At 44.0% G+C, this 19,980-nt stretch carries 15 protein-coding genes and 3 CRISPR repeat arrays; of the genes, 3 read left to right on the top strand and 12 right to left on the bottom strand.

The genetic code is table 11. From position 1 onward, the window contains the following. The first annotated feature begins 721 nt into the window (after positions 1-721). The 3 genes from A6K76_RS07565 (at position 722) to A6K76_RS07555 (ending at position 5,608) form a co-directional block, all read left to right on the top strand. Positions 722-1,573, top strand: coding sequence for a hypothetical protein (locus tag A6K76_RS07565; protein ID WP_066463680.1), 852 nt, complete (start codon positions 722-724; stop codon positions 1,571-1,573). Next, the gene (locus tag A6K76_RS07560; RefSeq protein WP_066463679.1) at positions 1,573-3,045 is read left to right on the top strand and encodes a hypothetical protein; all 1,473 of its coding nucleotides are present in this window, start codon (positions 1,573-1,575) and stop codon (positions 3,043-3,045) included. The genes A6K76_RS07565 and A6K76_RS07560 overlap by 1 nt, the downstream gene beginning before the upstream one ends. Positions 3,046-3,101: 56 nt before the next feature. Beyond that, a CRISPR array of direct repeats spans positions 3,102-4,243; the repeat unit is 36 nt; unit sequence GTGTTAATCCTCTTAATCAAGGTTAGTCATTTACAC. Positions 4,244-4,600: 357 nt separating this feature from the next. Beyond that, positions 4,601-5,608 carry an Rpn family recombination-promoting nuclease/putative transposase gene (locus tag A6K76_RS07555; protein WP_066463675.1) on the top strand — a complete coding sequence of 336 codons (1,008 nt, stop codon included), beginning with the start codon at positions 4,601-4,603 and terminating at the stop codon, positions 5,606-5,608. Between the two features lie 115 nt (positions 5,609-5,723). Then, positions 5,724-6,717: direct repeats of the CRISPR family, unit length 36 nt; unit sequence GTGTTAATCCTCTTACTCAAAGTTAGCCATTTACAC. 271 nt (positions 6,718-6,988) lie between these two features. Here A6K76_RS07555 and cas2 read toward each other — a convergent pair. The 12 genes from cas2 to cas6 form a co-directional block, all read right to left on the bottom strand. Next, complete coding sequence (gene cas2, locus A6K76_RS07550) at positions 6,989-7,213, bottom strand: CRISPR-associated endonuclease Cas2 (RefSeq protein WP_245671968.1); 225 nt, start codon at positions 7,211-7,213, stop codon at positions 6,989-6,991. 28 nt (positions 7,214-7,241) lie between these two features. Further along, complete coding sequence (cas1, locus tag A6K76_RS07545; RefSeq protein ID WP_066463673.1) at positions 7,242-8,222, bottom strand: CRISPR-associated endonuclease Cas1; 981 nt, start codon at positions 8,220-8,222, stop codon at positions 7,242-7,244. A gap of 713 nt (positions 8,223-8,935) precedes the next feature. Further along, positions 8,936-10,111 (bottom strand): type III-B CRISPR module RAMP protein Cmr6, encoded by a 1,176-nt coding sequence (gene cmr6 / locus A6K76_RS07540; RefSeq protein WP_066463672.1) that lies wholly within the window; start codon positions 10,109-10,111, stop codon positions 8,936-8,938. Continuing rightward, positions 10,111-10,509 carry a type III-B CRISPR module-associated protein Cmr5 gene (cmr5, locus tag A6K76_RS07535; RefSeq protein ID WP_066463666.1) on the bottom strand — a complete coding sequence of 133 codons (399 nt, stop codon included), beginning with the start codon at positions 10,507-10,509 and terminating at the stop codon, positions 10,111-10,113. The genes cmr6 and cmr5 overlap by 1 nt, the downstream gene beginning before the upstream one ends. A 12-nt stretch (positions 10,510-10,521) precedes the next feature. Further along, entirely contained in the window at positions 10,522-11,397 is an 876-nt protein-coding gene (gene cmr4 / locus A6K76_RS07530; RefSeq protein WP_066463664.1) for a type III-B CRISPR module RAMP protein Cmr4, read from the bottom strand. Between the two features lie 16 nt (positions 11,398-11,413). Next, the gene (locus tag A6K76_RS07525) at positions 11,414-12,523 is read right to left on the bottom strand and encodes a type III-B CRISPR module-associated Cmr3 family protein (RefSeq protein ID WP_066463662.1); all 1,110 of its coding nucleotides are present in this window, start codon (positions 12,521-12,523) and stop codon (positions 11,414-11,416) included. Continuing rightward, positions 12,495-14,123 carry a type III-B CRISPR-associated protein Cas10/Cmr2 gene (gene cas10, locus A6K76_RS07520; protein WP_066463660.1) on the bottom strand — a complete coding sequence of 543 codons (1,629 nt, stop codon included), beginning with the start codon at positions 14,121-14,123 and terminating at the stop codon, positions 12,495-12,497. The genes A6K76_RS07525 and cas10 overlap by 29 nt, the downstream gene beginning before the upstream one ends. After that, the gene (gene cmr1, locus A6K76_RS07515) at positions 14,120-15,007 is read right to left on the bottom strand and encodes a type III-B CRISPR module RAMP protein Cmr1 (RefSeq protein WP_066463657.1); all 888 of its coding nucleotides are present in this window, start codon (positions 15,005-15,007) and stop codon (positions 14,120-14,122) included. Before cmr1 ends, cas10 begins: the two co-directional genes overlap by 4 nt. A 3-nt stretch (positions 15,008-15,010) precedes the next feature. Next, a complete protein-coding gene (gene csx2 / locus A6K76_RS07510) occupies positions 15,011-16,270 on the bottom strand; it encodes a TIGR02221 family CRISPR-associated protein (RefSeq protein ID WP_066463881.1) in 1,260 nt (419 codons plus the stop codon). A gap of 5 nt (positions 16,271-16,275) precedes the next feature. Next, positions 16,276-17,427, bottom strand: coding sequence for a hypothetical protein (locus tag A6K76_RS07505; RefSeq protein WP_066463656.1), 1,152 nt, complete (start codon positions 17,425-17,427; stop codon positions 16,276-16,278). 3 nt (positions 17,428-17,430) lie between these two features. Continuing rightward, positions 17,431-18,135, bottom strand: a complete 705-nt coding sequence (locus A6K76_RS07500; protein ID WP_066463654.1) for a putative CRISPR-associated protein — start codon at positions 18,133-18,135, stop codon at positions 17,431-17,433. Between the two features lie 10 nt (positions 18,136-18,145). Further along, positions 18,146-19,093: a CRISPR system precrRNA processing endoribonuclease RAMP protein Cas6 gene (cas6, locus tag A6K76_RS07495; RefSeq protein WP_066463652.1), complete on the bottom strand. Its 948-nt coding sequence runs from the start codon at positions 19,091-19,093 to the stop codon at positions 18,146-18,148. 317 nt (positions 19,094-19,410) lie between these two features. Continuing rightward, positions 19,411-19,890: direct repeats of the CRISPR family, unit length 36 nt; unit sequence GTGTTAATCCTCTAAATCAAGGTCTCCCATTTACAC. Between the last annotated feature and the right edge of the window lie 90 nt (positions 19,891-19,980).

Genomic DNA, 19,980 nt, shown 5'->3' with positions numbered 1-19,980 from the left:
GTCGTCTTTTGATCCTCTTACTCAAGGTTGCTCATTTACACAACATGCAAGATTTCGGATCGCAAATTTCGTATTTGTGTTAATCCTCTTACTCAAGGTTACTCATTTACACATTGAACCTCCTGATTAGTTTTTACTACTTCGAAATGTGTTAATCCTCTTACTCAAGGTTACTCATTTACACGTTGTTCCTGCTACTGTTCCTGCTGAGCCTAAAATGTCGTGTTAATCCTCTTACTCAAGGTTACTCATTTACACACTTATGTGCTTCGAAGATGACCTAATCACTTGTTAGTGTTAATCCTCTTACTCAAGGTTAGCCATTTACACAAGGGGAAAGAAAAATGAGCATTAACGACTACATGGTGTTAATCCTCTTACTCAAGGTTAGCCATTTACACATTACCGTTTTTCACCCTTACTGCCCCAACGGTTTCACGAGTCATTTTACATGGTGACTGGTGCATTTTCGTTTGGAATTTTCAGGGATTATCGCAGTATAGTGAAACAAGCATACAACACGTAGTCCAATGCGTTTTTCGTGTAAATGTTATTATATTGACATAGGTATGGTGACCGCCGTTTTTAGCGAAAAAGTGCACCATGTTTTGCGGCACAAAATGCACCATTGCTCTACTGAAAATAGTACCAATATTCATGTTATTTGTAAACTATATACTGTAAAATAAATGGTATAAATAAACAAATGAGGTGATGAAAAATGCTAAACTTTTCGAGTAAAAAAGAAGCAATTGAACAGCTGAAGCGGGAAATGGATTTGTACAATTTGACGCAAAAGGTCGTGCAGCAAGCGGCGATCGATTTGCATCAAACGCGCGAGCTTAGCATTGGCGTGATTGATACGGTAGAGCTTTATGTCAATACATTGGCGCATACACCGAAGTCATTCGACAAAGACTTCAAGCAAATTCAGCTGAACATGGCGAGCTTTAAAGCGCTTCGTGACATTGAGTATGATGAGAAAACGATGCAAAAAATGGTTGGCGGTGGCATTGTCGGTGGCGTGGCAGCAGGTGGAGCGATTGCGGCGTTAGCTCCGAGCGCGGTCATGGCATTTGCGACGACGTTTGGTACAGCATCAACAGGCGCAGCGATTTCTTCATTAAGTGGGGCGGCGGCAACGAATGCGGCGCTCGCTTGGATTGGTGGCGGAGCGGTCGCAGCAGGAGGCGGTGGAATGGCAGCGGGCAATATGCTACTTGCATTTGCCGGTCCGATCGGTTGGTCAATCGGCGTCGGTAGCTTAGTTGTTGGCGGTGTGCTAACGAGTAAGAAAAATAAAGAAGCCGCGTTAAAAGCAGATCAAGAGCGACTTAATGTCATTGTAGAACGTCATAAGCTACAGGCGTTACAGCACAACATTGATGCACTGAACGACACGACGTCTAAGCTGATGCATGCACTGTATAAAGATGTGACGACATTTCGTGAACGAGCGGCACATATTGATTCATACGAGGCATTTTCGTTAACAGAACGTGAGCAGCTACTCGCAATTGTTAACAACACACTCGCACTTTCCGCACTGTTTATGAAGGACGTGGTGGACTAATGCGCGTTGCTTCTGAACAGCTCATTGCCGCAAATATTAACGCCTTTCACGATTGGAAAACGACGAACATCGCACAGCAAATGAACGATACGATTGCCCTTGCTTGCGAACAGCACGACGTCCAGCATACGCGCTTTGAGGAAGCACTACAGCCACTTGCGCAAATACGCGAATTTCTAAGCTCGCCACAGCACATACTCGGCTCTAGCAAAACGAAGCATGGCGAAATTGCCGAGCAGTTCGATGTGCATGTGCCAAATGCGTGGGCGCTGCTGCAAGGACAACCACAAGTAGCGACGTTTGACAGTGTAGCACGTACTGCTCCAACTGACTATATCGCAAATGGCATCGATACGCAGTCGAAATTTTTCAACTCACCGATGCAGACATTAAATGGTGTGCTGAAGCATTTTGTCACGTACGAGCACGATACGATGCGCTATACGATTCCACAAGACCAGTTTGACATCATTGAACAGCTTCGCGCAACACCGAACCCGACTGCCACTGCACAAACGCTGTTGCAAAAAGTGGCCGAAATTGAAGCGTTGACGGGGCGTCCGTTTGAAGAAGTTGTGCAGCGCTCCGTTTCGACATATGACGACGTACAAACGATCAATGCGTACGAAACCGTTCATCGTCATTACGAGCAGCTTTCCGAGGAACAGACGAAGCAGCTACAACACATTGACGATACGAAAACAAAACGCATGCACACACTCGAACAACAGCTGCAACCTTCATGGAAAGAAGGCGCAAAAGTGAGCGCAGGTGCATTTGCCGTTAGCAGCTCCATTACCGCAACGATTCGCATTTATAAAAAAATAAAAGGCGGCACACCGATTCATGCGTTCACGACAGACGATTGGCAAGAAATTGGCTTAGACGTCATACAAGCAGGTAGTAAATCCGGTGTCACAGCCGCTTCCATTTATACGCTCACGAATGTCACGTCGCTCAGTGCACCGTTTGCTGGCGCGATGACGAGTGCATCGTTTGGCATCGCCCGTCTTCTTACCGACTACAAAAAAGGCGAAACGACATTCGACGACGTGCTGCTCGAAGGACAAGCGATTTGCTTTGAAGCGGCGATGACTGCAACGGGCGCAACGATTGGGCAAGCGCTCATTCCGATTCCGATACTCGGTGCCATTATTGGCAGCACGAGTGCGATGATGGTATGTACATTTGCAAAAGAACAGCTCCACATCGAAGACGAACGCTTCGAACATGCCCGTCTCGCTTATATGGACGAGCTTCAAACGCGCGTCGATTCCGCATACGCCGACATTATCAAGCGCATTACCGAAACGTTCAATAGCTACGACAGCTTAATTGCCGCTGCGTTTGACGAGCAAAGCGACACGACAACACGCGCCGCCGCTTCGATCACATTAGCTGAAGCAGTCGGTGTACGAAACGACCGCATCATGCGCAACGTCCAACAGCTCGACGACTTTTTCACAAAATAACGAAAAAAAGCGACCGCACCGGAATAATGGTGCAGTCGCTTTTTTCGTTTGTGTGGTTTGGAATCCTCTTAATCAAGGTTAGTCATTTACACGAAAAGAATGTAAACATCGTAAAAAATCGAATTAACTCTCGTGTTAATCCTCTTAATCAAGGTTAGTCATTTACACGGTTATGATGGGGCTGTCCGCAAAATCAACAGCAAGAGTGTTAATCCTCTTAATCAAGGTTAGTCATTTACACTGCTTTTACTGCATCGTTATGTTTTGTCATATTCAGTGTAGGTGTTAATCCTCTTAATCAAGGTTAGTCATTTACACTGGCGCTTGTAGAACGCGAATTGCAAATGCTAACAGTGTTAATCCTCTTAATCAAGGTTAGTCATTTACACCGTCGTGCGTATACGGATCAGCAAATCGCAAAGCGTTAGTGTTAATCCTCTTAATCAAGGTTAGTCATTTACACGCGACAGCGATTTGGTCAAACGTCAGCGAAAAATTTTCGTGTTAATCCTCTTAATCAAGGTTAGTCATTTACACACTCAGGAAATGACTACGATATCGATGCTGCAGTGTGTTAATCCTCTTAATCAAGGTTAGTCATTTACACAAAGGTGCTGTGTACGCATACAATCGCAACGGCTTAGTGCAGTGTTAATCCTCTTAATCAAGGTTAGTCATTTACACGTACAAAGCCGTTTTTAGTTGCGATACCGTCCCATGATGGTGTTAATCCTCTTAATCAAGGTTAGTCATTTACACGCCAAGAGCATTACACAGAGGAAATTAGCAATGCTCGAAACGTGTTAATCCTCTTAATCAAGGTTAGTCATTTACACTGAAGGAATTCTGTTAATCGCATGCGTAAGAACATTCGTGTTAATCCTCTTAATCAAGGTTAGTCATTTACACATGAAGAGTTGTCATTTTACAACCATAGTGTAAGAAGTGTTAATCCTCTTAATCAAGGTTAGTCATTTACACATAAGCGTTTTTGCCGTATTCCGCGATGAAAATGTAGTGTTAATCCTCTTAATCAAGGTTAGTCATTTACACGATGTCCTCATACCACTCTGAGGAGTACTTCTTTGAGTGTTAATCCTCTTAATCAAGGTTAGTCATTTACACAACCAGATGAAAAGCTATTAAGCTTCTTAATCAAGAGGTGTTAATCCTCTTAATCAAGGTTAGTCATTTACACAGTACCGTTTTTCGCCCTTACTGCCCCAACGGTTTCAACAGCCGTTTTACATGGTGACTGGTGCATTTTCATTTGGGATTTTCAGGGATTATTTCGATATAGTGAAATGAGCATGTAACACATAGTCCGAAGCCTTTTTCGTGTAAATGTTATTATAGTGACATAGGTATGGTGACCGCCGTTTTTAGCGACAAAACGCACCATGTTTTGCGATGCGAAATGCACCACTTTCTCTTTCTTTAGCTTACCAATTCCCACCTTTTTTGTACAGCAAATTTTCATTTTGCGACGTTTGCTCGACGATGGTTCGACCTGCTCATATGCTATAATTAAAACTAATGACAGAGGTGATTTTCGATGAATCAACAAGCATTGCGACGCATTCCGCTGCACAAGCTCATTGATTTGAAAGTGGACTTTGCCTTTAAGCAACTGTTCGGCAGCGAGCGCAATAAGCATATTACGATTGTCTTTTTGAACGCGATTTTAGCACGAACAGGACGCGATACAATCAAAGAAGTAACGTTTTTGAACGAGGAGCTCGGCGGTCAATACGACGGCGACAAGCAATCACGTCTCGACCTGCTTGTGAAAACGCAGTCCGGTGAGCATATTAATATCGAAATGCAGTTGTCGAATCAAGACGATATGATGAAACGCACGTTGTATTACTGGTCACGTTTATTTGCGAAACAATTAGAGAAGGGCAAAGGTTATCGTACACTTTTGCAGACGATTACGATTAATATTTGCAACTTCACGGTGTTTAATGATTTAGCGCACTATCACACGACGTATCATTTGTATGAGGACGCGGAGTTGAAGCGTTTGCGACCAATCGATGACGTGTTGGAAGTGCATTTTATCGAGATGAATAAATTTTTGAAAGCGTGGCACGACAAAAAATTACAGCCACTGGACGATATTTTAGCTAGATGGTTACTGCTGCTTGGCATGGTCGACGCGCGGAAAGAAAAAGTGTATACCGAAATTTATGAGGAATTGGAGGAACTCGCGATGAAGGACGAAAACTTAATTGATGCGTTTGGGACATGGGAAGAGCTTAGTCAGACGCCGGAGACACGGTTTGCGTATGAGATGCGACTGAAGGCGATCATTGACGATGAGGCGAGATTGAGTGATGCAAAAGATAAAGGAATTGAGGAAGGCATCGAGTTAGGTGAAATACGTGGCGTAGAGAAAGGGATTGAAATTGGGATTGAAAAAGGAAAAGCAGCAGGTCGCCATGAGGAACGACTACAGCTAGCGAAAAACTTCCTTGCATTACACGTCGATTTTGAAACAATTCAACAAGCAACGGGTCTGTCTATCGACGAGCTCGAAAAATTAAAACGACATATGTAAATTTTGTAGCCGCCTGAAACGATTCGAGGCGGCTTTTTTGTGCACATCGCAGTCGCCACATTATAGGATATACGCAAAAAAGACGACAACTTCGGGGCAATACGAAGCAGTCGTCTTTTTTATTCTCTTACTCAAGGTTGGTCATTTACACTGAAATACCGCTTTCGAATCCTAGACGTTGAGATTTTGTGTTAATCCTCTTACTCAAGGTTAGTCATTTACACTCGGTAGTAAGCACACGGGCGGTATCGAAACTAACATGTGTTAATCCTCTTACTCAAGGTTAGTCATTTACACCGGTGCTAGAAAAGCCGTTAGATATGCTGGAGGGAGTGTTAATCCTCTTACTCAAGGTTAGTCATTTACACTGTTCGAAACGATAAAGGGCATGTGGTTTCAGTTAACGGTGTTAATCCTCTTACTCAAGGTTAGTCATTTACACGATAAGAAATCTGGTCGTGAATTAGTGAAGTTAGATGTGTTAATCCTCTTACTCAAGGTTAGTCATTTACACGGGCGAAATAAAGGTCGTCAGGAAAAAGAAATTTCATCAGTGTTAATCCTCTTACTCAAGGTTAGCCATTTACACTCTAAGAATGAAATAGACACAATCGTGTCTGAATGTGTTAATCCTCTTACTCAAGGTTAGCCATTTACACATGGGGTTGTTTTATTTCAACAGTATCAGAAGTAACTGGAAGGTGTTAATCCTCTTACTCAAAGTTAGCCATTTACACATAAAGATGCGATGGCAGAAATCAATGCGCGTAACGATATGTGTTAATCCTCTTACTCAAAGTTAGCCATTTACACAAGTTGTACAACACCACGCTGCAACGGGGAAAGATTGTGTTAATCCTCTTACTCAAAGTTAGCCATTTACACGAAGTTAGAGGCAGTGATGCAGCTGCTTGCGAAATACGCTCGTGTTAATCCTCTTACTCAAAGTTAGCCATTTACACAATCAGCTTTGTCTGTACGTAAAACTGAATGAACCAGAAGTGTTAATCCTCTTACTCAAAGTTAGCCATTTACACTAACGTATTATTCCCTGCTAATTGGGGCGAGTTGTGGTGTTAATCCTCTTACTCAAAGTTAGCCATTTACACAGTACCGTTTTTCACCCCTACTGCCCCAACGGTTTCAACAGCCGTTTTACATGGTGACTGGTGCATTTTCGTTTGGGATTTTCAGGGATTATTTCGATATAGTGAAATGAGCATGTAACACATAGTCCAAAGCCTTTTTCGTGTAAATGTTATTATAGTGATATATGTATGGTGACCGCTGTTTTTAGCGGAAAAGTGCACCATGTTTTGCGGCACAAAATGCACCACTGATTCTTCCTTTATGTTACCAAATACTACCTTCCTTGTACAGCTAAATAATGAGATGCGTCGTCGGTGTTGGAATCGCCTTTGCATTGCCAAGCAGTAACGTTTGCTCGGCGCCTGCTACACCTAAATTGTAAATACGCACTGAATCGACGTCAGTAATGTGTGTGCGCAGCTCGCCGACACATTGCGTAAGCCGCGCATCCGTCACATACAGTTCGAACACGCTTTTTTGCACGCGCGTTCCGTAGTTTAACAACAGCTTCGACACACGCTGGCGCTTTTTACCGTCCGATATGTCATAACAAATAATATAATGCCTTTTGCGCGTTGACATGAAAATGCGTCACATCCTTTTTCACATAGCTTGCTTGTAACCCTTTGACGACGCATTCAATACGCGCCGCTAACTGTAGCTCATCTTTCCACCCATACCATAGCGCGAGCAGCTGCTTTCGACCGGCATCGTGCAAGCGAATATCACCGTCGCACACTTCAAAATGATGCGGCGTGAGCTTTCGTTGGCGCACCGCCGTAATGATTTGCTGATCAATGAGCGGGCGAAACAGCTCCATTACATCAAACACTAAGCTCATGCGCCCATGCCGTTGCTGATGCAAATACCCTAAATACACATCTAAGCCGCTTTTTTGTAGCTGAAAGATGACCTCGGATTTCAGCACACCGTAGCTATAATTGAGCAACGTATTCATTTCGTTATGCGCCGGTCGTTGCGAGCGTCGCTGAAACGGCATCGCGTCTGGCAATAACACATCAAACTGTCGAAAATATAGCCGCGTACTCGCTCCTTCAATGCCGAGCAGCTCATGAATCGACGCCACATCATCGCATTGCTGCACGAAACGATTGAGCCGTTCATGCGCCCGTCGAATGTTGACAAGCTCGACGTTATGCCGACGCATTTGAAGAGCAAGCTGCTGTGCTTTCACCTTATACATCACCGTATATTTTGCCATGTTCAGCAAAAAAGGCGCATCCTGCATCGCGTGCAGCTGCGCCATTTTCACCTCATAATTGAACGCCTGTTGCCCAATACATGCTCCGTAAAAGAAACCATTTTTGCTCAAGTAATGCACCGCAATTCCTCGCTGCATGCAAAGCTGTAACAGCGGTGTCGAGAGTTGAATGTTGCCAAACAGCTGAATGCCCGCCACGTCCTGCAAGTGAATGACGCGCAAACGCTCCCCCGCCTTCTCGACGACGATGCGCTCCCCTTCTTTTTTCAAATACGCCCCTTGCTCCGTAACCGCTATATACATACACTTCACTCCCTGTTCGCAATCCATACTATGACATCACCGCATATCTAAATAAAAGAAACCGTAGCGATGCTGATCCTCTAAGTCGAGGTTGAGCTTTGCACAAAACTTATCTTTCTACGACCAAAATCGAATGAATGTGTTTTGATCCTCTTACTCAAGGTTAGCCATTTACACCCTATCACGTTGTCGACACATGCGCTGGAAATGTCGGTGTTAATCCTCTTACTCAAGGTTAGCCATTTACACTAGATCGAAAGAAACACGGAGGGGCTTTCGAGGAAGCGTGTTAATCCTCTTACTCAAGGTTAGCCATTTACACCACTGGGAATGAGTTTTCAAAAAAACTATTCCCTTTGTGTTAATCCTCTTACTCAAGGTTAGCCATTTACACCAGTACCGTTTTTCCCCCTTACTGCCCCAACGGTTTCACACGCCGATTTACATGACACGTGTTGCTTTTCTTATTGGGATTTTCAGGGATTATATCGATATAGTGAAATGAGCATGTAACACGTAGTCCAAAGCGTTTTTCGTGTAAATGTTATTATATTGACATATGTATGGTGACCGTCGTTTTTAGCGAAAAAGTGCACCATGTTTTGCGGTACAAAATGCACCACTTGCTACTGATTATTTTAGCACAAATACTTGTTTATATGTAAAAAATTTCACAAAAAAGAGATGCGGCACATTCGCCACACCTCCAGTCATTACGTTAACAATTGCTTTAATGCTTCAACACGCTCGAATTGCTTTCTCTTCGCTCTCGGTACTCTCCACTCGCCTGTCTGCTCCCAATACGCCTTTAACGCTTCGGCTGCGGCTTTAATGCCACTTTCCTTCACTTCAACAAATAGGTTTTTACTTTCGTCTTTATCCACCTGTTTCGTCGGGTCAAGTGCGGTAATTTCGGCAACGAGTCGCTCCTCTGGTGTCATTGCCTCAAGCGCCTTTTGCTTTTGTGCTTCTTCCTCACGCTTTGCGGCTGCTTCCGCTTCTTGCTGGCGTTTCTTTTCGGCACGTTGACGCTGTTCCTCAACGCGTGCTGATACTTCCTGTAGCTCGCTCGTCGTTACGTCCTCAACATGATCGAACAAGCCGTAGCCTGACGACGTTTTCGAGCCAACACCAAACTCGGTTAACGCCTGCGCTGTCCAGTTCGCCACCGCTTCGGCTAGCTGCTCGCTCGTTTTTGGCGCAATTGCTTGCTGTAGCGCAGCTGGCAACTGCTTTTGTAACGACACGAACACCGTCGCCTCACGCACTGATACAGTCCAAAACTTCACGATGTTCAGCTTTTGGTCGTCAGTCGCACTGCGCTTACTTTGGTAATATTCAGGATAATGCGTCGTTAAAATGTCCGGCTGTAGCGATAAATCGGTATGTAAAAACACATCGTAAAACTGTGCGATGCCGCTATGCTCCTGCGTACCGAATACGAAGCTACCGATCGGGTGCGACGCTAGCTGTGCCTCATCACCGTTACAAAACGCCTCAATAAACCATGCGCGTACAATTCCTTTCATGCTCGATGCTGGAATGTATGGAATGCCGTACACACCGTGAATCGTTAATGCCGTTTCACGCACATGTGCCGCCCCTAAGCCGTGAATGATGTTTGACGCTGCCTTTGCACGAAGCTGACGAACATGCAGCACGTTTTGTAGCTCGACTAACGACGCCTGACGCTGCTGCTCAACCTTCTCAGCAACTTGTAATAACTCCTTTGAATAAATCGGCTTCGTTTTAATGTCCTTCGCTTCAAACTTGCCATTTTTATCATTTTGCCATAGCTGATTGTAGTGCACGTGATACGCTAAATGCGCAATTTTTTCTTTATTTGTCGTTGAATATGCGCTCGTTGTATCTTTCGGATGAAAATGCATTATGCATCGTCCTCCTTCACCATACCTTCAACAAATTTACGCATCCAGTTTAAAAACGCCATTACCTCGACCGTCACTTCGCGGTAGCTTTGGCTATCTAAGTTAATGACTACTTCGATGAACGACTTGCCATCATTTTTAAAGTATTGCGGTTTTGATTGCTTTAACCATTCATGCAGCTGATCGTAAATGACGCGGTACGTTTTCCCCTTTTGGTAGCAAAACGCTAACGCCTGCCCTAGCCCGTTTACTTGAATTAACGTTGGTAGCTTTTTTACGTATGAACGGTATTCTGAACTTGTTACATTTTTATCATTTACTGCTGTTTCAACTACGCGGAATGCAAATGCTGCACGTCCGTTTTCAATACCGATTCGACTGTTGTTGACGTTACTCATTTCCCATTCCCCCTATAGCCAAATTTTGCGCAGCATTCCGCGACCGAGTGTACTGTTACCACCGAGTTGGAATACGTTCGGAATACCTGCATCACCTGTTAAATATGATTCCACATGCTGTGCTGTTTCAAATTGATCAGAGCCGTTACCGCGAACGTTGCCGATGTAAAGCGTACTATAAAATACCGTTTCTGGCGGTACATTTTCCTCATACCATAGTGCTTTACCTGCCGCTGTACCTGTCACCGGATCCATTCGAATGCGGGCGTTCACCTCTGTTGATAAACGAACGAAGTCACGGAACGTATCATCCTCTACAACGACGATGCGGTTTTCGATGTTGACGCTTAAATCTTGTTTAATGAAGCTACTTAACTGCTTTGCTAGCTGCACTGTATTGTCGTCTACTGTTACGTTAAACGCATATTCCTCTAAAATGATTTGATCGTTTGATACGATTAATTCCTTCGATGAAATCGTATTTTCCTTTGGTACTGTTAATGCGACGTTGACGTTGTTTAATTTCATGTCATCGTTAAAACGTGCAATCACTTGCGGGCACGTTACCCAAACGAACACGCCACGCATTGAGCGAATTGGGAACAGTAATGTACGCGCATCGCTAAACGCAATGGCACTTGCTTGTGATGTATCATCTTTTGAGCCTGTCATACCAAACGTTAATTCAAACGCTTGACGGTTATCCTCTTGCAATACGTTTTCTAACGTATGACGAATCGCTCCTTTTAACGACGAGCTTTCGATTTTTGGAAACGACGTGTGCTGCTCGCGTTGAATCGGTAAATCAACTAGCCCAATTTCACTTCCACTGCCTGCATGCACAGCTGTAATGGCATGTAATAAAAACGGTTTTGCTGTAGTGTACATAGTTAAACGCTCCTTTTTATTGTACGGCCGCTAAAATTGCGAAGCCGAATCCTTGTTGTTGACCTTCATCTGTAAAATGACAACCATTTGCAAGTGCTAATACGTCGTCAATTGATGTACCGTCGCACAGTTTCGCATAAACGACACTGCCTTCTGGAATCATGTACGCACGCGATTTCGGACGATTTTGCACCATGTCCCAGCCACCGTAAATGCTTGGGCGACCAATCGCACCGGTTAACCATTCGAACGTTGCGCCGCCGACTGTAAAGCGACCGTCCGCAAAGCTAGCTGGCTTCGCGCCGTTTTGCCAAATCGCCGGTGATAATAAAACGAATTTTACAATGTTTGTACGCGTAATCGTCTCACGTAACGTCTTCAGCTCTTGCTCGTTCCATAATGAAAACGACTGCTTTTGTTCGCTAATCGTCCACGGACGGTTTTCGCCGCCGACTTTCGTAAATTCGATTTGCGCAAAGCTTGGGCTGCTCGTCGTATACACGTTGAAGCCACCACGCTCTTTAAATCGCAGCTTTGTCAGTTGATACAAGTGCTGATCCTTCGTCGTGCGTGTCGTATGCTCTAGTGCAATGCCTAGCTTTTGCTCTGGCACAAGCAGCTGCGATAACGGGGTTAACGTATCGATCGCTTGCGTATGTAGCAATGCTTGTTTCCACGCTTCCTTCGTGACGAAAACGTTGCTTGCCCCTTTCGTTTTTTCCGTTAAGCTTGACTGCAATCGCCACGGTGAAGCAGCTGACGACGGTGCAGTATCTTCCGTTAACGTTAACGGTGCGGCAACGAGCGTCCCGTCTTTTTCGTACGCCTGATAATCAAGCGGTAACGGTAAAAGCTCCTGCTCATTATGAAATAGCGACACGTATTGAATCGCAAATTCACCAAGCTGTTCAGGTGTGCCCATCCACTTTTTTACGTCGCCATCTGTTCCTTGTGCATATGCTTCAAACGATTCGTTAGCGTGTATGTACGCAGAGCGCAGGCTGCCGTAAATCGTGCTCGGACGCGGTGGGAAAATACCTTGCATAAAGCTATTTGCACCTGTTTCTGTTGCTTGATGGTCTTTGAAGAAAAATGTATCAATTGGTTGTAGCTGTAACGTCGCCATTGACACCATCCTTTCGCTCGAAAAAGCGCATAATTTTTAGTAAATAAATGAAGTCTTTCGTTGAGTTTTGCTCTTCATGTAGCGTAATTAATTGCTGCAACACGTCTTCTAGCTGTTCGTCGCGCAAGTCCGTTTTACGCGCTCGCTTCATTAATCGACGCAGCTCCGTTTCGACAAGATATTTCGGCACTTTTTTGTATTGCTCCGCATCAAGTAACGGTAAAAACGCTTCGGTAAATCGATGAATAAATGTTGTCGATACATCTTCTTTCAATAGCGTAATGACGCGCTGTAATAAATCAACGGTCGCATGCTGAGTCGATGTCGTCCAAGGTAACACCGTCTCCGAAATCTCTCCCGAACGTGTATGCACACCGATCGCTAGTGCATTTTTATTCGGATATGCTTTTGCTTTTTTCTCTAGCTTGCGTACTTCGTCAAGCAGTAGCTGTAACGGTGCTTTTACATGCGCTACAACAAGCCCAGCTGAAGCGGTCGCATTTTTTCCTAAGCCACCTTGCTCATCGCTAAACGCAAATCGTAGCTGCTGCGCAATCTGTAGCGCTTCAGGTACTGGCATAAACGCAAGCACGTCGTCTCCACCTGCATAAACGAGCACACCTTTATTGTTTTTCTCTACAATTTCAGGCACTTTTCTTCCTGCAAATTTCGCAAGCTTTTTACTCACATCTTGATACGTCGTCACGTCATTACCTGTTAAATGTTGCCCCATATTATCGCCATCGAGCATTAAAATCGCATAATACCCTTCGTCTTCATCGACAATGTCGGCAATCGCATCAAAGCGTTTGAAGCCTTGTGCCATTTTCACGTTGAAATGCTCCTTGAAATAGTCACGCGCATGTCGCTTCATTAAGCAAACGCCGCATAAAAATTCATTGTCTTTAATGCGCTTGCCTTGATACGCTTTTGTACGCTTTGCCCAAGTGGACGCGAGCTGCTCTTTCATTTCCTTATAGCTATGCGCCGCTTCTACTCGCTCAATCGTTAATGCTTCCTTCGATTTACATACGCTACACGTTAAGCCATGCTCGTCAATTTGCCCGAACTGCTTTTCATTTTTGAGCGCTCCTAAACGTCGCTCTAGCTGTAAACGTGTGTCACTAAATTCCGCTTTGTTTAACGGCTGCGCTACCCAATACATTTCAAGCAAGTTATCAAGCTGTGCTGTCGTTTGCTGCTGCAATGCGTTTTGCTCCTGCGCCGTTGCATCCGCGAACACACGATCAATCGCTGCGTATGCAATGTTATAAAATTCACTGCGCACATGCTTCTCGACATTGCGTAAAAGAGAAACGACTTCCGCTTCATCGCCCGTTACAATCGCTGTAATACGGTTCGGTAACGACGCAATGTGCAGCTCCTCTAAATTTGGCTCGATAATGTCGCGCTTTTTCACGACTGGGAATACGAGCTCTAAATTCATCTCTTGCTCTTTATCAAAAAAGATGCGCAGCGCTTCACGTACTAAATGTGACAAAATGTAGCTGCCACTCCAAAAATCCTCGACCTTTCGTGCAGAAGCGATAAACGATTGCACCGGTCCGACTGTAAATGTTACTAAATATTGCTCTGTCATAGTTGCACCCCTAACTGTGCTAAAAAGTCTCGACGTTTTTCCTCATAGCGTTTCCCTTGTTTCGCTTTTGGCGGTGTAACTTCGGTAACGATTGGGTAATATTGCTCGCCAATTTTACGCACCGTACAATGAAGCGGTGATCCCCAGCGTTGTTTCGCAGAGCCGAGTGTACCGTCACCATTTGCTTCATGCGTCGCCACACCGATTGCGTACGTCACTTCATCTGCTGTCTTTTTCGGTGCGCCGATGTAAATATTTTCAACGATTGGGTGATCGACACGCTCAGGACGACGACGCTTCACAATAAGCGCTGATGACGACCATTCAAACGCATCTGCTACTTGCAACCTTTCAAATACGTTTTTCAATGATGCCACATAATCCGCTACACTATCCCACGTATGCGTTTGACATGCACCGAAGCCTCGACGCGCACGTTGCCCGAAGTTACCAACGTGCAGCACGTATTCCCAGTAGTGAATGTAGCTATCGTCCAGCTGCCCTTTTTTCGCACGCAGCTCAATTGTTGCTTGCTGCCCTTTCTGAAGCGTCGGAATCATGACACGCTTTTCTGTATTATGTGGACGGACATTCGTTCTCACTACGTTATATGACGGTGCTTTTTTTACGACAATCGTTACGGGCGATTTTCGTTTATTGACGCTCGTACCACCGAAATACGCTTCTTCTCGTGCTAATAAATTTTTCGAATCGGTTTGCAACGTGCGCCACCAATAACGGTAAATACCTTTTAGTGACGACGCGCGAAATTCCGCTGTATTTTTTGAATCGACGCCATGAACGGCAATCGGTGTCACAAATGTAACATCATACGACTTCACATCTATGGCACTGCCTGTTTCAAAAACATTTAGTAATTCCATCGCTCACCCTCCTATTTTTTGCGTTTGCAATAGTTGAAACAGCTCTTCCATTTGTTCTACTGCACTATGCAACTCGCGCTTTAAATTCGCCGCCTTTGTTGCATTCGGACGCATGCCCGCATGGTTAATGTCGTTACGATAATCCGTTAGCTTGCTATACTTCAACAGTTGCTCTCGGTTAAATGGAAGTTGCTCGACGATATTGGCGAGCTGTTCCTTTCGCTGCTCATCACCATGCCACTGCTCCTTTGGCAACTGATCGGCTACAATTTTAATCGCTGAATTAATTAACGTACGCTGCTCCTTGTTCGTCGGATTAAACTGCAAATATTCGCTTAACGCCGTAACGAAATTTTCCTGCAATAACGTATAGCCAATTTGAATAAGCCCATGCTCCGCGCTCCATCGTGCTGCCTCGTAGCCTGCACCTTCTGAAAAATGTGCATATTTCGATTCGATTTCGTCAAGCAATGGCACGAGCGGCTGAATGAAGTTTGATTTCTTTTCCTTCGCTGTCGCAATATGCTTTTGTAACAGCTCGATTTCTTTGACAATTTCGGTACTGCGACACGTTTGAATGGCTAAGCTCACATTTTCTAGCTGCTCCGCTACTTTTTTCAAATCGAGTAAGCTGCTGCGACTTTCGCTAGACATTTCTTTATTTTTAAAGCTATCTTTCGCAATCGTTTGTACGAGCTCCCCAATTTGTGTTGCATCACCTGTGCGAATGAATTGGTCTACACCGTTTGTCCAAGACAGCAGCTCAAGCATGTTCGTCATATCCAAAATCGTACCCGTATCACCGTTGAACTGCCCGTACACTAATTTTTCAAGCGTCGCCTTTTTAATGAAACGTGCGTAATTCATTACGATGAGTGAGACGATTGGAATGGCGCGGAAGCTATGCGTCATATCGAAATAAATATGATCGCCCTCTTGAATTTCATTTAAAATCGCATCAAATAATTTCCAGTTTTCCGCTTCACCTTCTGGGTTGTCGATGCGCACCATTTGTAGCGTCGCCTCTGGTGCTAAACGTTGAAACGTACTCGCAAGCCCTTCTTCTTCTCCATCTAGCCAATTTTTCTCGTATGCATCATCGGTCGTAAACACGATGACCGTTAAAGGGTGCTCAATCGTTTGTAAATATTCGTAAATAGCAGTTTGAACGTAGCGCGTTTCCGTTAATGCTTGTTCATTCCAACTGTAAATGCAGTTTTTATATTTACCTGTTCCTAAAAAAGAAAATAATACGTGACGCATCACACTCAGCCCCCTATGACGTATTGCTGCATATTTTTTTCTTCCTTCATTAAGCCGACACCTTTTGCAATGTCGCGCTCATATAAGTCATGATCGAGCCATAAATAATTTGCTTGCAGCTCGTCTTTTTCCTCATCGTATAAATACGTTAAACGGAACACCGATTGTCCATACGCTGCTTTTGCGAGCTTGTATACAGGCTTACTTTTTAACCCTTTAATTTCACGCTCATGCGATTCATACGCACCCGCTCTCAGTTTCAAGTTCATCACAAGACGCTCTAGCTCCTGCTCGACAAACGCTTTATTTTTTGCCATCTCATTTCGTACTTGCTCCGACAAATAATAATGCGTTTGGAAAATTTGCTTATACTTCTCACGCTCAAATAAAAACGCACCGAACACCGTTAACGTCACATGCTCCTCATCAATCGTGAAAATAGCTGTATGTTGCTCGACAAGCGCCTGCTCCTGTGCCGTTAGCTCTTCAAATGGAATGAACTCACGCTGACAACGACGCAATAAATCCATATTGCCTTTTACGAACGCTTCATCAATATCAAGCGGTACGGGCGGCACTTCGATTAAAAACTGTTGCTCTTCATGTAAGTACGTCGTTGGATAATGTAAAAACGAACCGACGATGTAACCGAGCGACGTCATCACTTTGTAGCCGCCAAGTGGAGCGAAACATGTCGAACGAGGCTCCCCTTCACTTAACGCATTCGCTAACACATGCATATATTTCGCCTGTTGCTCCTGAAATTGCTGTTGATTGCTTACCGTCATTTGTACAATTTGTCGCTTTACCGTCATGCCAAATTTTTTATTAATGATTTCACATAATGCCGCACTACATGCTACGCCACCGATCGTATTCGTCGCAATTAGCGTAATATGTGCTGAATTGTGTAGCTTTTTTCGCTTTAACAACGCGCTAATTAATGAGTATTCTGCACTCACCTTTTCGCTATCTTCAATATGATGTAAATGCTGACGAACGTATTCCACATATTGCGTAATTTGCTGTTGCTGCGATTGTTCATCACAATACACTTCGTTAAAAGATGATGTGAGCTTTTGCGCTGTCGCATGATTAAATACATTCGCTGGTGATAATAAAGAAATACCACATGTCATGACTACTCGGTTATACATACATTACACCCCTCGTTCGTTCATTTTTGCGTATTCGTACAAACATAAGCCAATTGCCGTCAGCTTACTCTCACCGTTAATATTTTCTATATATTCCGATAATTCTAACGGGATTTCGGCTACGTATTGTCCGCTCGCGACACACTGAAACGTTTGCTCAAACTTCGCAAACAACGCGGTATTTAATCGTAGCGGCATCGTCGGTAGCTGAATGACATCATCAAACCCTTCAAACTGGTACAGCACAGGAATGTGAAATACTTGCCCGACAATTCCTGCAAACGCCACTTGTGCTTTGTAGCCGCCTGTCGCATTTAACACACAGTCATCATGCTCCGTTAAAATCGTTAACAACACGTTCACTAAATTGCGCAACCCTTGCTGGCGAAACGTCTCCGGTGCACTACCGTTTAAACCGTCAATTACGTGTACGCTTACCGTTGCCACAAACGTTTCAAAATAGCGCTGCAACAGAGCACCGATTTTATACCCTTCCGCTGTATCGGACACGAGCAAATGAAGCGACGCCGCATTCGGATATTGCTTCATGAGCGAATGGGTCGATGCCATTTCCGCACTAAACGCTTGTACACGATCAACTTGCATCATTTGCTCAAACAGCACGTCCTCCGTTTGTGAAAAATCCATTTTGTTGCGCATGCAGCCACCAATAAATGACGTGCCTACTGTTGTAATAATCGTCGTCACCTAATCCCTCCTAAAATACGCTCACTTCATAGCGCCCTAAACCAAACACCGTCTGCTTACCGACATGCATCACTTGCCCGATTAGCAATAGCTGCACAAGCACTTCATGCAAATCGTACGCATAAAATGACCCTTCTGTACCATCAATACGCTGCATATTTTTTTGACGCGTCGAAAAACGCTTGTACTGCACATAATAAAAGTCCGCCTCTTCAATCGTCGCTCGTTCTGCATAACGTAGCAACACTTCCTCTACGCTCGACGGTAAATAATAGCCTTCACAATGGAAATACAATAAGCTGCGCAAACGTCGCACAATGTTTTGAAACAACTCTGGCAACGTCACGACATGCTGGTTTTTCCCTTGTACTTGTAAACGAAGCGGTGTCGTAAAACGCACATACACATCAGCAGGCAATAGCGGCTGATCCGCAATACGCTGTGGTGCCGGAATACGCAATAAGCGATTTTGATGGAAGACAAGTTGCGACATATGGTGTTGCTCCGCCTTTACTTCTACTACCGTAAACGGACTTTTCTTCTCACCAATACCTGCTTCACCGAAATGCTGCATCGCTAAAATAAATAAGTCATACGCTTTTGTCGCCTGTCCAAACAGCGTAATCGAAAATTGATACGTCATATGTTTCGTATATGTATGAAGCTCATTCACACCTGTATGAATAACGAATGGGCGCACATATGGAATGTACGTATCTTCCACTGTTTCACCTTGCTTCTCCTCATACATTTTCGCATATAAACAATCCGCATCGTGCTGCTTGCTGCGACATTCGCACGCCAGCTGTTGCATCGCATAGCCAAGCCCTCCGCGAATCGTCATCGCTGGATATTTTCCTAGCTGCATGCTATCAACTGCACGAATCGAAAAATGCAGGCGAATATATGTTAACGGTATTTCGCTTAACGGTATTTCATTATGTATAGGTCGCTGCATTGTCATTATTTCTCCTTTAAACTCAACATCTCTTAAAAATACAAGTTAATGGTAACATAAAGAAATTATTTTTCATAACATTTCTACCAATAAATTCATAAAAAAATATAAAAAAGACCGACTTATGTATATAAGTCGGTTAAAATTCATTCGCGAAACTCACGATAAGTAAGCATTACGAACTAATGGTATTTAGATGATAAGCTGCTGTTTTTTTGCATACTAGTTCAGTGGAAAGAATAAAGTGATCCTCTTAATCAAGGTTATCCATTTACACTTATCGTAGACAAAGTACTTTGTGAGCTAGCGGCGCAATTGTGTTAATCCTCTTACTCAAGGTTATCCATTTACACGAACATTGTTACCTGAAAGAGCAACTTCGTACAGAAGGGTGTTAATCCTCTAAATCAAGGTCTCCCATTTACACCGCATTGATGGCACACATGAAGACGCGACGCTTAACTTATTGTGTTAATCCTCTAAATCAAGGTCTCCCATTTACACTTAATTACGATTGTCGAGAAGGCTTTGTCACAAAATGTGTTAATCCTCTAAATCAAGGTCTCCCATTTACACATCGTTATTTACCGTGACAGTTTTAAGTGGTTGCTAGTGTTAATCCTCTTACTCAAGGTTTCCCATTTACACGAACTCAATTCAACGCGCTGCACGTGAAGTTAAATCACGAAGTGTTAATCCTCTTACTCAAGGTTTCCCATTTACACAAATGCAAAACTAGGTAGACTACTACAATCTTATTCGTGTTAATCCTCTTACTCAAGGTTTCCCATTTACACAGTACCGTTTTTCGCCCTTACTCTCCCAACGGTTTCACGAGCCGTTTTACATGGTGGCTGGTGCATTTTCATTTAGGATTTTCAGGCATT

The organism is Caryophanon latum, from assembly GCF_001700325.1.
Taxonomy (GTDB): Bacteria; Bacillota; Bacilli; order Bacillales_A; family Planococcaceae; genus Caryophanon; species Caryophanon latum.
Note: the sequence above shows the minus strand (reverse complement) of the source record. Positions and strands in the feature narration are given on the sequence as shown.

Excerpts from the sequence above, each read along its gene's own strand:
- A6K76_RS07565 (WP_066463680.1), top strand. The coding sequence starts at position 722 with ATGCTAAACTTTTCGAGTAAAAAAGAAGCAATTGAACAGCTGAAGCGG.
- A6K76_RS07560 (WP_066463679.1), top strand. The coding sequence starts at position 1,573 with ATGCGCGTTGCTTCTGAACAGCTCATTGCCGCAAATATTAACGCCTTT.
- A6K76_RS07555 (WP_066463675.1), top strand. The coding sequence starts at position 4,601 with ATGAATCAACAAGCATTGCGACGCATTCCGCTGCACAAGCTCATTGAT.
- cas1 (WP_066463673.1), bottom strand. The coding sequence starts at position 8,222 with ATGTATATAGCGGTTACGGAGCAAGGGGCGTATTTGAAAAAAGAAGGG.
- cmr6 (WP_066463672.1), bottom strand. The coding sequence starts at position 10,111 with ATGCATTTTCATCCGAAAGATACAACGAGCGCATATTCAACGACAAAT.
- cmr5 (WP_066463666.1), bottom strand. The coding sequence starts at position 10,509 with ATGAGTAACGTCAACAACAGTCGAATCGGTATTGAAAACGGACGTGCA.
- cmr4 (WP_066463664.1), bottom strand. The coding sequence starts at position 11,397 with ATGTACACTACAGCAAAACCGTTTTTATTACATGCCATTACAGCTGTG.
- A6K76_RS07525 (WP_066463662.1), bottom strand. The coding sequence starts at position 12,523 with ATGGCGACGTTACAGCTACAACCAATTGATACATTTTTCTTCAAAGAC.
- cas10 (WP_066463660.1), bottom strand. The coding sequence starts at position 14,123 with ATGACAGAGCAATATTTAGTAACATTTACAGTCGGACCGGTGCAATCG.
- cmr1 (WP_066463657.1), bottom strand. The coding sequence starts at position 15,007 with ATGGAATTACTAAATGTTTTTGAAACAGGCAGTGCCATAGATGTGAAG.
- csx2 (WP_066463881.1), bottom strand. The coding sequence starts at position 16,270 with ATGCGTCACGTATTATTTTCTTTTTTAGGAACAGGTAAATATAAAAAC.
- A6K76_RS07505 (WP_066463656.1), bottom strand. The coding sequence starts at position 17,427 with ATGTATAACCGAGTAGTCATGACATGTGGTATTTCTTTATTATCACCA.
- cas6 (WP_066463652.1), bottom strand. The coding sequence starts at position 19,093 with ATGCAGCGACCTATACATAATGAAATACCGTTAAGCGAAATACCGTTA.